Origin of the sequence: Candidimonas sp. SYP-B2681 (assembly GCF_003971065.1) — a bacterium.
GTDB lineage: Bacteria > Pseudomonadota > Gammaproteobacteria > Burkholderiales > Burkholderiaceae_B > Pollutimonas.
Genome location: NZ_RYDV01000009.1, coordinates 85,075 through 99,367 on the forward strand (window position 1 = coordinate 85,075; position 14,293 = coordinate 99,367).

Annotated in this window: 13 protein-coding genes; 5 read left to right on the forward strand and 8 right to left on the reverse strand. The window is 55.7% G+C overall.

Annotation, left to right across the window (positions count from 1 at the left end; translation table 11 throughout):
• Nucleotides 1-111 precede the first annotated feature (111 nt).
• Nucleotides 112-1,617: an aldehyde dehydrogenase family protein gene (locus tag EKL30_RS17150; protein WP_126708464.1), complete on the forward strand. Its 1,506-nt coding sequence runs from the start codon at nt 112-114 to the stop codon at nt 1,615-1,617.
• A gap of 48 nt (nt 1,618-1,665) precedes the next feature.
• Here the strand turns inward: EKL30_RS17150 and EKL30_RS17155 are convergent, their stop codons facing one another.
• From EKL30_RS17155 to EKL30_RS17165, 3 genes are read right to left on the reverse strand one after another with little or no spacing between them, the layout of a single operon-like run.
• A complete protein-coding gene (locus EKL30_RS17155) occupies nt 1,666-3,102 on the reverse strand; it encodes an NAD(P)(+) transhydrogenase (Re/Si-specific) subunit beta (RefSeq protein WP_126708465.1) in 1,437 nt (478 codons plus the stop codon).
• On the reverse strand, nt 3,099-3,416 hold the full coding sequence (locus tag EKL30_RS17160) for an NAD(P) transhydrogenase subunit alpha (RefSeq protein ID WP_126708466.1): 318 nt from the start codon (nt 3,414-3,416) through the stop codon (nt 3,099-3,101). The genes EKL30_RS17155 and EKL30_RS17160 overlap by 4 nt, the downstream gene beginning before the upstream one ends.
• Entirely contained in the window at nt 3,416-4,534 is a 1,119-nt protein-coding gene (locus EKL30_RS17165; protein WP_126708467.1) for a Re/Si-specific NAD(P)(+) transhydrogenase subunit alpha, read from the reverse strand. Before EKL30_RS17165 ends, EKL30_RS17160 begins: the two co-directional genes overlap by 1 nt.
• Before the next feature lie 129 nt (nt 4,535-4,663).
• Between EKL30_RS17165 and EKL30_RS17170 the strand changes: the two genes are divergently transcribed.
• Nucleotides 4,664-5,077 (forward strand): YidB family protein, encoded by a 414-nt coding sequence (locus EKL30_RS17170; protein ID WP_126708468.1) that lies wholly within the window; start codon nt 4,664-4,666, stop codon nt 5,075-5,077.
• 52 nt (nt 5,078-5,129) lie between these two features.
• On the opposite strand, the gene EKL30_RS17175 is transcribed toward EKL30_RS17170, so the two are convergent.
• Nucleotides 5,130-6,407: a bifunctional O-acetylhomoserine aminocarboxypropyltransferase/cysteine synthase gene (locus tag EKL30_RS17175; RefSeq protein WP_126708469.1), complete on the reverse strand. Its 1,278-nt coding sequence runs from the start codon at nt 6,405-6,407 to the stop codon at nt 5,130-5,132.
• A gap of 267 nt (nt 6,408-6,674) precedes the next feature.
• Between EKL30_RS17175 and EKL30_RS17180 the strand changes: the two genes are divergently transcribed.
• Both EKL30_RS17180 and EKL30_RS17185 read left to right on the forward strand, forming a co-directional pair.
• A complete protein-coding gene (locus tag EKL30_RS17180) occupies nt 6,675-9,350 on the forward strand; it encodes an AsmA family protein (protein ID WP_126708470.1) in 2,676 nt (891 codons plus the stop codon).
• Nucleotides 9,347-9,730, forward strand: a complete 384-nt coding sequence (locus EKL30_RS17185; RefSeq protein WP_126708471.1) for an MOSC N-terminal beta barrel domain-containing protein — start codon at nt 9,347-9,349, stop codon at nt 9,728-9,730. The genes EKL30_RS17180 and EKL30_RS17185 overlap by 4 nt, the downstream gene beginning before the upstream one ends.
• 34 nt (nt 9,731-9,764) lie before the next feature.
• Here EKL30_RS17185 and EKL30_RS17190 read toward each other — a convergent pair whose 3' ends face one another.
• The 3 genes from EKL30_RS17190 to rsmD form a co-directional block, all read right to left on the reverse strand.
• Nucleotides 9,765-10,016 (reverse strand): YfhL family 4Fe-4S dicluster ferredoxin, encoded by a 252-nt coding sequence (locus EKL30_RS17190; protein WP_126708472.1) that lies wholly within the window; start codon nt 10,014-10,016, stop codon nt 9,765-9,767.
• Nucleotides 10,017-10,120: 104 nt separating this feature from the next.
• Complete coding sequence (gene coaD / locus EKL30_RS17195) at nt 10,121-10,633, reverse strand: pantetheine-phosphate adenylyltransferase (protein ID WP_126708473.1); 513 nt, start codon at nt 10,631-10,633, stop codon at nt 10,121-10,123.
• Nucleotides 10,630-11,298: a 16S rRNA (guanine(966)-N(2))-methyltransferase RsmD gene (rsmD, locus tag EKL30_RS17200; RefSeq protein ID WP_126708474.1), complete on the reverse strand. Its 669-nt coding sequence runs from the start codon at nt 11,296-11,298 to the stop codon at nt 10,630-10,632. Before rsmD ends, coaD begins: the two co-directional genes overlap by 4 nt.
• Nucleotides 11,299-11,355: 57 nt before the next feature.
• Here rsmD and ftsY point away from each other — a divergent pair, with 57 nt between their 5' ends.
• Entirely contained in the window at nt 11,356-12,615 is a 1,260-nt protein-coding gene (ftsY, locus tag EKL30_RS17205) for a signal recognition particle-docking protein FtsY (protein ID WP_126708475.1), read from the forward strand.
• Nucleotides 12,616-12,679: 64 nt separating this feature from the next.
• Here ftsY and EKL30_RS17210 read toward each other — a convergent pair whose 3' ends face one another.
• The gene (locus tag EKL30_RS17210; protein ID WP_126708476.1) at nt 12,680-14,284 is read right to left on the reverse strand and encodes a CYTH and CHAD domain-containing protein; all 1,605 of its coding nucleotides are present in this window, start codon (nt 14,282-14,284) and stop codon (nt 12,680-12,682) included.
• Nucleotides 14,285-14,293 lie beyond the last annotated feature (9 nt).

The following is a 14,293-nucleotide window of genomic DNA, read 5'->3' on the forward strand; positions in this document are numbered from 1 at the left end:
ATGACCCATAGCGCATTCGCTTTTTCTTTACAGGTTAACTCATGCCGGAACACCTCAGAATTGAATCGTGCCGGCAGCGTCAATCAGCCCCGGCACTCGATCAGGAAACCCATGGACATTAAAGAACTATTGGCCTCCCTTGGGATCGCCCCCTCTGTATTGACTGGCGGAACCGTGCTCGCGCGATCGCCTATTAACGGGGCCATCATTGCGCACTTGCACGAACACACAATGGCCGAGGTGAGCGCGTCGGTAGATACTGCGCAAGAGGCATTCAAGGTGTGGCGGTCAGTGCCAGCTCCGCGGCGCGGCGAGCTGGTACGTTTACTTGGCGACGAACTGCGTGCCAACAAGCGAGCGCTGGGTCGACTTGTATCCGTCGAAGCGGGCAAGATACTGGCAGAAGGCGAAGGCGAAGTTCAGGAAATGATAGACATTTGCGATTTCGCGGTCGGGTTGTCGCGACAGTTGTATGGCTTGACGATCGCTTCTGAAAGGCCTGGTCATCGCATGATGGAAACCTGGCATCCGTTGGGTGTCGTGGGCGTGATTTCCGCTTTCAACTTTCCGGTCGCGGTATGGTCATGGAACATGGCGCTGGCTATTGTTTGCGGTGATTCTGTCGTCTGGAAGCCTTCCGAGAAAACGCCATTGACCGCTTTGGCGTGTCATGCCTTGTTCGAACGGGCCGTGAAAAAATTCGGTGATGCTCCCCCAGGATTGTCCCAGGTTGTGATCGGCGGACGTCAGGCAGGTGAGGCCTTGGCCGATCACTGTCACGTAGCGCTAGTGTCGGCGACTGGCTCCACGCGTATGGGCCGCGCCGTCGCTCCCCGGGTTGCGGCTCGTTTTGGGCGGTCGTTGCTCGAGCTGGGCGGCAATAACGCGATCATTGTTACTCCTACCGCCGATATCGAAATGGCGATGCGCGGCATTCTGTTTGGAGCCGTGGGAACGGCTGGGCAGCGTTGTACTTCGACACGTAGGCTAATCGTGCATCAACGTATCGCCGACGAGTTAGTGGCGGGCTTGAAGAAAGCCTATGCAAGCGCGCGCATCGGTAATCCCCTGGATGCCGACACTCTGGTGGGTCCTTTGATAGATAAGTCCGCATTCGACTCTATGCAGCTGGCATTGAAGGCGGCCCAGGACGCTGGCGGCGATGTTTTCGGTGGGCAGCGGCAATTGGCTGACGAATTTCCCGATGCGTGGTACGTGGCGCCTGCGCTGGTCCAGATGCCCGCGCAAACGCGGTTGGTGAGCGCCGAAACGTTTGCGCCGATACTGTACGTGATGCGTTACGAAAACTTCGAAGACGCCGTGCAGATGCAAAACGATGTACCGCAGGGATTATCGTCTGCCATCTTTACCAATGATTTGCGCGAAGCGGAGTTCTTCCTGTCGTCGGCAGGATCGGACTGCGGCATCGCAAACGTCAATATTGGGACCTCGGGTGCCGAAATCGGGGGCGCTTTTGGCGGCGAAAAGGAAACCGGTGGCGGTCGTGAGTCGGGTTCGGATGCATGGAAGATGTACATGCGCAGGGCGACGAACACGGTGAATTACTCACGCGAATTACCCTTGGCGCAGGGGATCAAATTCGGCATCGACGCATAAAAGCATTGGGGCCCAAAGCGGGCCCCAGGAAAACGATGCCGGTTATTCTTATTCCACCGCCTTTACCATGTCTTCGATGACCTTTTTCGCGTCGCCGAAGACCATCATTGTTTTATCCATGTAGAACAATTCGTTGTCCAGCCCAGCGTACCCTGCTGCCATGGAACGCTTGTTCACGATGACGGTACGGGCCTTGTAGGCCTCCAGAATCGGCATGCCAGCGATAGGCGATTGCGGATCGTTCTTCGCCGCGGGATTGACCACGTCGTTGGCCCCCAGCACCAATACGACATCGGTCTGGCCGAATTCGCTATTGATATCATCCATTTCGAATACCTGATCGTAGGGCACCTCGGCTTCGGCCAGCAGCACGTTCATGTGCCCGGGCATGCGTCCCGCGACAGGGTGAATGGCGTATTTGACCGTCACGCCATTGGCAGTGAGCTTTTCGGCCAGCTCCTTCAGGGCGTGCTGGGCGCGTGCCACGGCCAGGCCATAACCTGGGACGATGGTGACTGTTTCGGCATTGCTCATCAGAAATGCAGCGTCGTCGGCACTGCCCGAGCGCACGTTGCGCTGCGTCTGGTCTGCCGATGCGCCAGTGCCGGGTTCGGCGCCAAAGCCGCCCAGGATCACATTGAAAAAGGACCGGTTCATGGCCTTGCACATGATGTAGGACAGAATGGCACCCGACGACCCCACCAGAGATCCGGCAATTATCAGCATGGGGTTATTAAGAGAGAACCCAATACCTGCAGCGGCCCAGCCGGAATAGCTATTAAGCATGGATACCACCACGGGCATGTCCGCGCCGCCAATCGGAATAATGATCAGCACCCCCAGCACGAAGGCCAGGGCCGTCATGATGATGAACGGTAGCCATTCTTGCGTGGCCATGAACCACAGGCCGCAGCCCAGCATGGTCAGCGCCAGCACTAGGTTGACCATATGCTGGCCAGAAAACACCACAGGCGCGCCCTGAAAAAGGCGAAACTTGTATTTGCCTGAGAGCTTGCCAAACGCAATGACCGAGCCCGAGAACGTGATGGCTCCAACAAAGGTGCCGATGAACAGTTCCAGCCGGTTGCCCACTGGGATTGGGGCACCCACCGCCGCCACGTTAAAGGCATGCGGCTCGGCGACGACCGCCACGGCAATGGCCACAGCGGCCAGACCAATCATGCTGTGCATGAAGGCGACGAGTTCCGGCATCTTGGTCATTTCGACCCGCTTGGCCATGACGGTGCCCACGGTGCCTCCAACCAGGAGGCCCAATAGCACCCAGCCCAAACCTATTCCGGCTTTGCCTTCGGTGGCCAGGCTAACGATAAGTGCGGCGGTTGTAACGACTGCGATCGCCATACCGGCCATGCCAAACGCATTGCCTCGCCTTGATGTAGTTGGGTGGGACAAGCCTTTGAGCGCTTGGATAAAACATACCGATGCGATCAGGTAGAACAGCGTGACCAGATTGATGGAGATCATGCCGCGCCTCCGCTAGTGGGTTTTTTGTCTTTTTTCTTGAACATTTCGAGCATGCGGCGGGTGACGAGAAAGCCGCCGAATACGTTCACTGCGGCAAGCGTTACGGCAAATACACCCATGTAGCGCGCCAGGCTGCTTTCGGTCAGCGCGGCCGCGAGCATGGCGCCCACGATCACGATCGCCGAGATGGCGTTGGTGACGGCCATAAGCGGAGTATGCAAGGCGGGAGTTACGTTCCACACGACATGGAAGCCAACATAGATAGCCAGCACGAAGATAATAAAATTAATCAGGGTAGGGCTTACGGCTTCCATCAGGCGCTCCTTAAGACTTTGCCGTCTGTGCACATCAGGCAGGCAGTGATGATTTCGTCGTCTTGCTTGATGGCCAGCTGACCATCGGCATCGGTGATGAGTTTCATGAAGTCAAGTACGTTGCGGGCATATAGCGCCGATGCGTCGGTGGCGATGAGCGCTGGCAGATTGCTTAACCCAATCAGGGTGACGCCATGCTTTTCAACAATCACGTCTTTTTCCGAAAGCGGGCAGTTGCCGCCCCTTTCGACGGCAAGGTCGACAATGACCGACCCCGGCTTCATGGCTTGGACGGTTTCGGCGCTGATCAGTACGGGCGCCGGGCGCCCCGGTATAAGAGCAGTGCTGATGACGATGTCGGCCTGGCGGCAGCGTTCTGCCACCAGCGTTGCCTGCCGCGCCATCCATGACGCTGGCATGGGGCGCGCATAGCCCCCCACGCCTTGCGCTATTTCGCGTTCTTCATCGGTTTCAAAGGGGACGTCGATAAACTTGGCGCCCAAGGATTCGATTTGTTCTTTTGCCGCGGGTCGGACATCAGAGGCCTCGACCACCGCGCCCAGCCGTTTGGCGGTGGCAATGGCTTGCAGGCCTGCGACTCCGGCACCCAGTATCACGACGCGGGCCGCTTTGAGCGTCCCGGCCGCTGTCATCATCATGGGGATCATGCGGCCGTAATGGTCGGCGGCAAGCAAAACGGCTTTGTATCCCGCCAGGTTGGCTTGTGACGAGAGCACGTCCAGGCTTTGCGCGCGCGTAATGCGCGGTGCGGCCTCCAGCGCGAATGCCGTCAGGCCGGCGCCGGCCAGATCGCTGATACCGGCCGGATCGAATGGATCCAGCATGCCGACCAGCACGGCGCCAGCTTTCATGTGCTGGCGTTCGAGATGGTTGGGCGAGCGAACTTTGAGCACGATATCGGCGCCCAGCGCTTCAGTGCTGTCGACCAGTTGCGCGCCTGCTTCTGCATAAGCGTCGTCGGGATAGTGCGAGCCGGCACCGGCTCCGCGCTCGACCACAACGGTATGTTTGCCAGCCAGGTACTTCCTTACCGTTTCGGGCGTTGCCGCCACCCGCGCTTCACCGGCAAGGCTTTCCCGAGGGATTCCTATCAGCATAAAGCCTCTCCACCATAATGATTCTATTTTTAATGAAAGCTACTATACCCGAACTACAGGCAGCGCTTTACAGTCATTTGAATGAAAAGCGTTAGACTTAAAGCGATCAAATGTTTGGAGGGGCAAAAAATGGGGTTGTTAGATTCAATCGTTTCCGCCATGGGAAGCGACAATGCGCAGGCGCGCGCGCAGGCATCGTTGTTGCCGGCGTTGATTGAACTGGTCAAAGGCTATCCAGGCGGCTTGCCGGGGTTAATCGATAAATTCCAGCAAGGCGGCCTGGGTGAAATCATTGCATCGTGGGTAAGCAGCGGGAAGAACGAGCCGGTATCGCCCAAGCAGCTGAATGCCGTGTTGGGTGACGATGTGGTCAATACCTTGGCTACGCGGTCCGGCCTTGACACTAGTACGGTATTAAACAGCCTTAGCATAATGTTGCCGAGCCTGGTCGATCAGGCCACTCCGGCCGGCGCGTTAGACGCCTCGCAGGATGGCGGCACGTCATTGATCAATTCCTTGTCCGGAATTTTGGGCAAGCTGTAGCGCACTGCGAAAAGGGCACAAGGCCCTATTCTGCAAATCGACTTCAAACCCGTTAGATTTTGCTGGCGTTCAATGCCTGTGTAAGGTCATCAAGAATGTCGTCGATATGTTCAAGACCTATCGACAGGCGGACCATGTCTTCGCCTACCCCTGCACTGGCCAGCTCGTCGGGGTTCAACTGCCGGTGGGTCGTTGATGCCGGGTGGCATGCCAGCGATTTGGCGTCCCCAATATTTACCAGTCGCAGGATCAGCTGAAGCGCGTCGATAAAGCGGGCGCCGGCAGCGCTGCCGCCCTTGATGCCAAAGCACAGAATGCTGGCGGGCTTGCCGTTAAGATATTTTTGCGCCAGCGCATGTTCTGGGTGGTCGCTGAGGCCGGCATATTGCACCCATGAAACCTGGTCGTGCTGCTGAAGAAATTGCGCCACTTTCAGCGCATTCTCGGTGTGACGTTCCATGCGAAGCGACAGGGTTTCGATGCCTTGCAAGACCAAAAAGGCATTGAATGGCGATAGAGCCGCGCCGGTATTGCGTAGCGGCACCACGCGGCAGCGCCCTATGAAAGCGGCAGGACCGAAGGCTTCGGTGTACACGACTCCGTGGTAAGACGGGTCGGGTTCGTTCAGCATGGGAAAGCGCTTTTTGTTCTCGGCCCAGGGGAATTTCCCGGAATCGACCACGGCGCCAGCGATGGTCGTTCCGTGGCCGCCCATATATTTTGTCAGTGCATGCACAATGATGTCTGCACCGTGCTCGAACGGCCGGCATAATGCGGGCGAGGCGACGGTGTTATCGACGATCAGGGGCACGCCATGGCGATGCGCGGCGTCGGCGATTGCCTGTATATCGACAATATTACCGGCTGGATTGCCTATCGTTTCGCAAAATACGGCTTTGGTGTTTTCGTCGATCAGGGCCTCAAGCGCCGCGACGTCGTCGTGCGGTGCGAATTTGACGGTGATTCCCTGGCGTGGAAAAGTGTGGGCAAACAGGTTGTACGTGCCGCCATATAGCTTGCTGACTGACACAATGTTATCGCCTACCTGCGCAATTGTCTGTATGGCATACGCGATTGCTGCCATGCCAGACGCCACAGCCAGGGCAGCGACCCCGCCTTCGAGCGCGGCAACGCGCTCTTCAAGGACCGCATTCGTAGGGTTCATGATGCGGGTGTAGATGTTGCCGGCCACTTTAAGGTCGAACAAATCGGCCCCATGCTGCGTGCTGTCGAACGCGTAAGATGTGGTCTGGTAAATGGGTACAGCGACCGACTTCGTCGTAGGGTCTGGCTGGTATCCGGCGTGAATCGCAAGTGTTTCAAATTTCATGTGTATTGTCTTTTAGTTTAGAGTTTATCGACGTGAAACGACGGGTATATCGTACCGGCCTTGGCAGACGAGCCGATAGAGTTATGTTTCATTTTCATATATCCCATAGTAATAAAACTCCGATCGCAGTGCTAGTCGTAGAACTTTACGTGTGCTTACTGCCCAAAAGACTGTTGGTCCTGATCAATCCATCTAAGTTGGGTTAGCATTCATGATATTCGCAGTGTATTGTGCCGGGGGGCTCTCCCGTGGTTCTAGAGGCCGTAAATGAAAGTCTGGTTTAAACGAATACTAATAAGTATCGTCGTGGTGTTTTTGGTTGCGCTGGTGGGAATTGCAATCTTTCTCCTGACATTCGACCCGAACGCCTATAAAAGCAAGCTTGAGGAAATCGTGTTTGACCGATATCAACGCACCTTGTCGATCAAGGGTGATATCGAGTTATCGCTGTTTCCCCGGATTGGCTTGTCCGTTCAAGGCGTATCCCTGTCTGATCGAGATAGCTCCGACACCTTCGCTTCTATCGATAGTGCGCGCTTTGCCGTGGCGATCTGGCCGCTAATGTCTAATCGTCTGGTTGTCGACCATGTTGCCGTCACGGGTTTTAAAGCCTGGCTCATACGAGATGAACAGGGTGACTTCAATTTTCGCGACCTGATCGAGCGGCGCTCGCCGGTTGCGGCTCTTTTGGCGCCTGCTGCAGCCGTTGCTGCGGCGGTGCTGCCGGAAGCGTCAGCCGCTTCGGCAACTGTGGCGCCATCCACGGCATCGGCGTCAGGCTCCGTTCCTGTCGCCGCTGCCAGGCAAATGCCGGCGGCGCTTTCCGGCCACGCCGCCTCGGGCACCGATTTTCAGATCGACATCGCTGGACTTGACCTCAAGAATGGCGAGATCCACCTCTTTGATAAGGTTACCGGCTCTGTCGCGCGCGTCGTGCAGCTTGACGTCAATACTGGCCGCATGACCTACGATCAGGCATTCGATGTTGCCCTGAAAGGTAAGCTTATCGGTGACTTTCCCGTGGCCGATGCCCGGCTCGAAGGGCAGGCGGTGGTCAAGTTCAATCCCGAGCAACAAACGTATTCCGCTCAAAAAATCAATGTGCTGGTAAATGGCAAGCTCGGTCAGCTTGAGGCCAAGTCGGCAACGTTACGGGGCAACCTGGCTTATAGCGCGTATTCTCAAATGTTCAGCGCGAGCAACGTTGAATTCCTCGTGCAGGGCGAGCTTGTTGGCGATAAGCCCGTCAAAAACCTTGAAACGAGCCTCATCGTTCCTCAGCTCAAGATCGATCGCAGCCAGGCCGAACTGCAAGTCGAAAAAATGACCTACCGGGCGAAGGGTAACCGGCCTGATGATAATTTTGACATCGCCTTCGATGCGCCGCGTTTATCGGTATCGCCTGGGTCGGCCAAAGGCGAACCCATATCGGGTACGGTCAAGCTACGCAGCAAGGACAAAGTTCTTGGGGTCGCTCTCGGTCTGAATGGCATCGGCGGCAATGCCCAGAAATTGACGCTTAAAGAGCTGAAGGTTGATGGTGGTTTGAAGCAGGGCGACCGGCTAGTGCAGCTTAAGATGACGTCACCGGCCAACTGGGATATGTTGCAGAAAAAGGGGGCTCTGTCTGCAATGAAGGGGGATGTAAGGATAGAAGATGCGGCGCTGCCTGGCGGCACTGTCGAGGTTCCGTTCATTGGCAGTCTGCAGACTGATCTCATCAAAGACGAGCTTGTCAGTGAAATTAATGCAGTACTCAGCAGCAGCAAGCTAAATTTTCGCGTCAAGGCGACGCAACTTGCTAATCCCAAGGTGGCATTCGACCTCTCTGCCGACAGACTGGACCTGAACACAATGTTCCCGCCTCCAGTCGTTAAGGCGGTACCGACTGAGACGCCAGTCAAGGAAGGTACAAAACCGGCTGCCGAGCCCGCCCAAAAAGCGGCGGCAGCCACGACAGCGCGTACCCCCATCATTGTCCCCGCAAGCACACTCGATCTATCTTTTTTGAACTCGGTAGACATCATTGGCAACATCGCCATTGGCGAGATCAAGGTCAAGGACCTTGAGGCCGGGCAGTTTGCGGCAGCGCTTCGTGCCGCGGATGGCGAACTTACTATTAGCGGGATCACGGCTAACTTATACGATGGAAAGCTTGATGGAAAAATCACGGCTACGTCGAACAACGAAGTGGGCGCCGATCTATCGCTTCAAAATATTGCGCTGGGTCCTTTCTTGCAGGGGTTGGCCCAAGAGAATCGCCTGACCGGCCAAGGCAGCGTTAACGTCCTGGTAAATTCCCAGGGTCTGACGGTGCCCGCGCTAAAATCTGGCCTTACCGGTACGGTTCAGGCGCGAGTACGTGACGGCGCTGTTAAAGGCCTTAACGTAAGCCAAACCCTGCGGGAAGCCACGGCCGTCGTACGCAATATGTTCAGCGGCCAGTTGCCCGATGTCGCGACCGAATTCGATCTGGGCAGACAGACTGATTTCACGACGCTCGACGCAGACATCGACTTCAACCATGGTCAGGGTACCGTAAAGAGACTCAGCCTGGTGGGACCCTTGCTACGTATCTCTCAGGGGACGCCAGCCTCTCTGGATATCGTTAATAACCAATTGGATCTAAGCATCAATGTAAGGGTCGTCAATACATCTACTGAGCAAGATGGTAAAGAGTTAGCCGAACTGAAGAACGCGACGGTTCCTGTACGGATTTCTGGCCCTTTCGATAAGCTGACTTATCAGGTTCAATGGAAGGATATCGGTAGCAAGGCAGTGAAAGCGGCCGTGCGGGATGGATTAATTGATATGCTATCTAACAAGGCTGGCATCAAGCTGGAAGAACCGCCGCCTGCCTCCCCAATTCCTCCGCCCCCGAAAAAGCCGATGGATCCAGTCAAAAGCATAGGCGATGCATTAAAAGGACTTCTCGGACAATGAATACCGTACTCTATTTCCCTATTGCGTCTTGCAGCGGCGTCTCAAAGCCCGAAGCAGCCCAATACGACAAGCGGTGGCTGGTGGTGGACGAGTCCGGCAACTGGCTTTCCCAAGACGACTGCGACAAATTGGCCGAAATTCAGGTCGACATCAGCATGGGCTGTTTGGTAATGCGAGCCGACGGGATGCTGCGGCTGGATATCCCGCTAGATGTGCTCGAGGACGACGATAGTGTGCGCCGGCAGGTCATGGTAGGCCGACAGCAAGTGGATGTCGTCGACGAAGGCGAACTGGTCGCCACCTGGGTATCTACATTCCTAAATCGATCATGTCGCTTGGTTAAGGTACACCCGGAATTTGGCCCCGTGCTATGGCCGTAGCGGCCGCACGCGGCGTCGCAGGCCACTTTTTTGATCAGGCGCTGGCGGTCAGGCGTTGGTACTTGGCCAATAGCATATCGTGGTCTTCCGGCTGATCAAGATCGAACACAATGCATTCGACGGGACACACGACCTGACATTGGGGTTCATCAAAGTGTCCGACACATTCGGTGCAATGCGATGGTTCGATTTCGTAAATTTCGAGCCCCATTGAGATCGCATTGTTAGGGCATTGCGGCTCGCAAACATCGCAATTGATGCACTCTTCGGTAATACGTAGAGCCATGGCTTCTTCCTGCTAAAACAAACAACACTAGTCCTGTAATGTCAGCGACATGACAAGGCAAAGCACTAGTGTAATAGCCAATCGCCCAAAGCGCCGTATTAACCCTAGCGGGAAGTTTCCTGTTCCTGCTCTTCGCGGCGGGCTTTCGCCTTGCTATGCAGCCATCGCTCGACGGACGGAAAGACGAACTTGCTTACGTCGCCCCCCAAAATGGCGATTTCACGCACGATGGTTCCGGAGATGAACTGATATTGGTCCGATGGCGTCATGAACAACGTTTCAACTTCGGGCAGTAAATGCCGGTTCATGCCGGCCATCTGGAATTCATACTCAAAATCCGATACGGCGCGCAAGCCTCGCACGATGACGCGGCCGTTTTGTTCGCGCACAAAATCTTTAAGAAGGCCGGCGAAGCTTTTGACTTCGACATTGGGGTAATGCCCCAACACTTCGTGGGCGATTTCTACACGCTCGTTGACTGAAAAATAGGGTTTTTTTGCATGACTATGGGCTACGCCCACGACAACGTGGTCAAACAGGCCGGCAGCGCGACGCACCAAGTCTTCGTGACCCCGCGTCAGGGGGTCGAACGTTCCGGGATAGACGGCAGTAATCATGCGGATTCCGAATTTTCAAAAGGGGTAGTAAATGGCACACCCTCTTGGGTATCGCCACGCTTAAGCTTATTATTTTCACTGATATCGCGATTATTGACTGTTTTTTGCAATGCAGCAAACCGAAGCAGATGAAAGTGCACGTGGCCCGCGCGAGACTGACGCAAAATTTCGAATGATTCGGGCGGCAGTACGGGCGCTTCTGATTCAATATACAACAAGCCGTCCTGTCTGAGAACCAGGGGCAATTTGGCCCATAGCCTTTCGAGCCAGCCCTGATCAAATGGCGGATCCACCATGATCAAGTCGAAAGGGGTGTCGTTGAGTCGATCCAGTACCACCAAAGCGTTGCCGGCGTGGATACGTACATGGTCTGCTTTCAGGCGAGTTCGCAGGCTTCGCAATAAGGCAATGGCCTGCGGGTTATTTTCAACCATCTGTACATGCGCCACTCCGCGTGAAGCGGCTTCAAAGCCAAGAGCACCGGTTCCGGCAAACAGGTCCAGTACACGTTTTTGCGAGAAATCCCCTGCCCATAAATGGTGCAGCCAGTTAAACAAGGTCTCTCGCACCCTATCTGGCGTCGGGCGCAGCCCTTCGGCATCGATAACCGGTATGGGGGTCCGGCGGTAATCACCGCCTACAATACGTACTACATGTTTTTTCATTCGCGGTCTGGGAACGGTCAGTGGTGTTAATCAATATATTCGGGTAGTGTAAAACGTATGTTCAGCTTTTTTAAACGAAAGAAATCTTCACCTGCCGAAAGCAACGAGCAGCTTGATGCCGCGCCAACCGAGCACGGGGCAGAGGCGATCGATGCGGAGCCCGCGCCGCAACAGTCTGCCGAGCATGCGCCGTCAACTCCCGCCGATCACAAGGACGCTGTTGTTACCACCATAGATGCAGTGGACGGTTTAGCGGCGACCGAACCCTTGCCAGACGTCGTGGCCGACATTCCGGATTTCGAATCACCGGTGTCGGAACGGGCGCCGGAAGCTTTTGAGGCACCGCAAGCAGATCATACGCACGCGGAGGCCGAGCCTGTCGTTGCGTCGCCTGCCGGTACAGAAAAAGCTTCATGGCTGACACGCCTGAAAAAGGGGCTATCGCGCACTGGGCAGAGCATTGGCGGTTTGTTCGTCGGCGTCAAAGTCGATGAAGCCCTTTTCGAAGACCTGGAAACTGCTCTTATTATGGCCGACGCCGGCATCGAAGCCACCGAAAAGCTATTAACAGCCTTGCGAGCTCGGGTGCGAAAAGAACGTCTTGCCGATGGTGCGCAAGTCAAGGCCGCGCTGCGCGATATTCTGGCTGACCATCTGGCACCCCTCGAGAAGAGTTTTCCGTTGGGTAAGGCTTCGCCGCTGGTCATCATGATTGCCGGTGTGAACGGGGCAGGCAAGACCACCTCGATTGGTAAGCTCGCCTATGCGTTTCAGGCGCAAGGTGCCAAGGTATTGCTAGCGGCGGGCGATACTTTTCGCGCGGCGGCACGTGAGCAGTTGATGGAGTGGGGCGCGCGTAATAATGTGTCGGTGATCGCGCAAGATGGCGGGGATCCTGCCGCCGTGGCCTTCGACGCTGTGAACGCCGGGCGTGCGCGCGAAGCGAATGTCGTCATGGTGGATACGGCCGGACGCTTACCGACTCAGTTACATTTGATGGAAGAGCTTAAAAAGATCAAACGCGTGATCGGCAAAGCGGACGGAGCAGCGCCGCATGAGGTTCTGCTGGTTATCGATGGTAATACCGGTCAGAATGCGATCGCTCAAATTCGTGCGTTCGATGCAGCAATCACTCTTACGGGTTTGGTCGTAACCAAGCTTGATGGCACCGCAAAGGGCGGTACCCTGGCTGCAGTAGCTGCCGGTAGTCAAGGCGTGCGGCCGGTGCCCGTGTATTGGATCGGCGTAGGCGAAGGTTTGAATGATCTGCAGCCCTTCGTGGCACGTGAGTTTGCAACCGCGCTAATAGGCGACTAGGTGGTTGGCTGGGTGTCACGTAAAGGGCCGCTGTTATGGGTACTGTGCACTATGGCGGCCGAAATCACGCTTTCTTGAAGTGGCCCGCCTTCGACAAACGGATAAATTTTTCCTCGGCTTCGGCTTTTTTCTGTTCCTGCATGGCGCGCAGCCAGCCCACAGCGAACAACGCTTGTGTTTGAGATTCGGCAAGGCGCAGGTAGTAGTCTTCTGCCATATAAAGGTCGTTCAGGTCGCCCATTGTGTGCTGCGCGTCGGTAAGCGTGTCGCGCAAAGCACTGAAGCTTTTATTCGACAACAGGCTTGCAGCGAATTCCATGCTGTAGCGCAATCCCTTTACTCGTTTTCGCAAGCGATGCTGCCCTTCTATTGGCAGGTGCACAAAGTGAATCCCTTGTTGGCATAAGGCGTCGAGCCGTTTATTCAGTCGTTTGCTGAATTCTTTGCCTAGCTTTTTACCTGACTCTGTTTGGGAGGGCTTTGCAGTCTCGCCCTTGTCTTGAATCTTCTGGTCTACCGGAAGACGGCTCTCGACGCTTTCCTGGAGTCCGCCAGGGGCATCCACCACCAAAAGGTGATTGAGTAAAGTCAGCAATATGGCTTGAAAATCGGCGCTGGCGGCAAGAGCTTGGGTGTGGTCGATAAGGTCGTGAGTCGGCAAGGTCAAGGCAGGCATTCCCGCTGCTATCAAGCGAGGCGTCACAACCAGTTCGACGACATCGGCATCGCGCGCCTGCCCCAATACCAGAAAATGGCGGTGTAGTTCCGCCCCTAGTTCCGCTTCATTGATGTCTACCCATTTTTTGAAGAACCTCCAGCACGATCGAATTCGACGGATACCTACTCGTAGTTGGTGGACGTACTCAACTCGCGTGATTTCGGCTGTATCGGACGCATCCACGCCAGCCAGAAACGTGGCATTGCGGATGATTTGATTCATACAGTCGTTGGCGCATAGGCGATAGGCTGCTGGCATGGACAGTTCGGGCTCCAGCGTGATCGTGCCCGCGCGGCGCGGCTTGCATAGTGGCGCGAATTGCACAGCGCTGGAAAGCGATTGAACCCGGGGCGCCGTAGCGTCGATTGACGATGCCACACGTGCAAGCGCATCACCACGCTCGGCTTTACTGCGCAGATCGAGTATCAGCCCGAATTTTCTGAGCCATTGTTCGGCCTCCTCGAATAGCGGGTCGGTACCGCCAGCCATCAATTCCAGCTCAAGCTCACATATAGGAAGTTCTAGCTCACCCGCTTTAATGATGCCTTGGTCGTAAGCAAATTCGATCGTAGAGGTTTTGGTTTTCCTGATCAGTACCAGGCGGTCGACCACGGTTTCATAGCGCAGCGTCAGCGGCGCTTGCAGTTTGGTCAGCGTTTTTTCAACAGAGGTCCCTTCGTACAGGCTTAGATCAAGCGTGCGATCAGGACGTGGATGATTGATCTCGTTACGGGAGAGTTCATCGGGACCTGGGCTTTTTAGCGTCTGGATCCAATGATCACCTTCTTTACGCACGCGCAGCGCAATTTTGGCCGTCGCAAGTTCGTGATCTTCAGTATCGAAATAGCATGCATGCAAGGGAACGTGCGTGGCATGCCATTGGCGCAGTTCTTTTTCCAGTGCCGCGCGCTTATGAAGCGGTACGTGGAATTTAAGTTCGCGTTCTAGCATATTGACCCT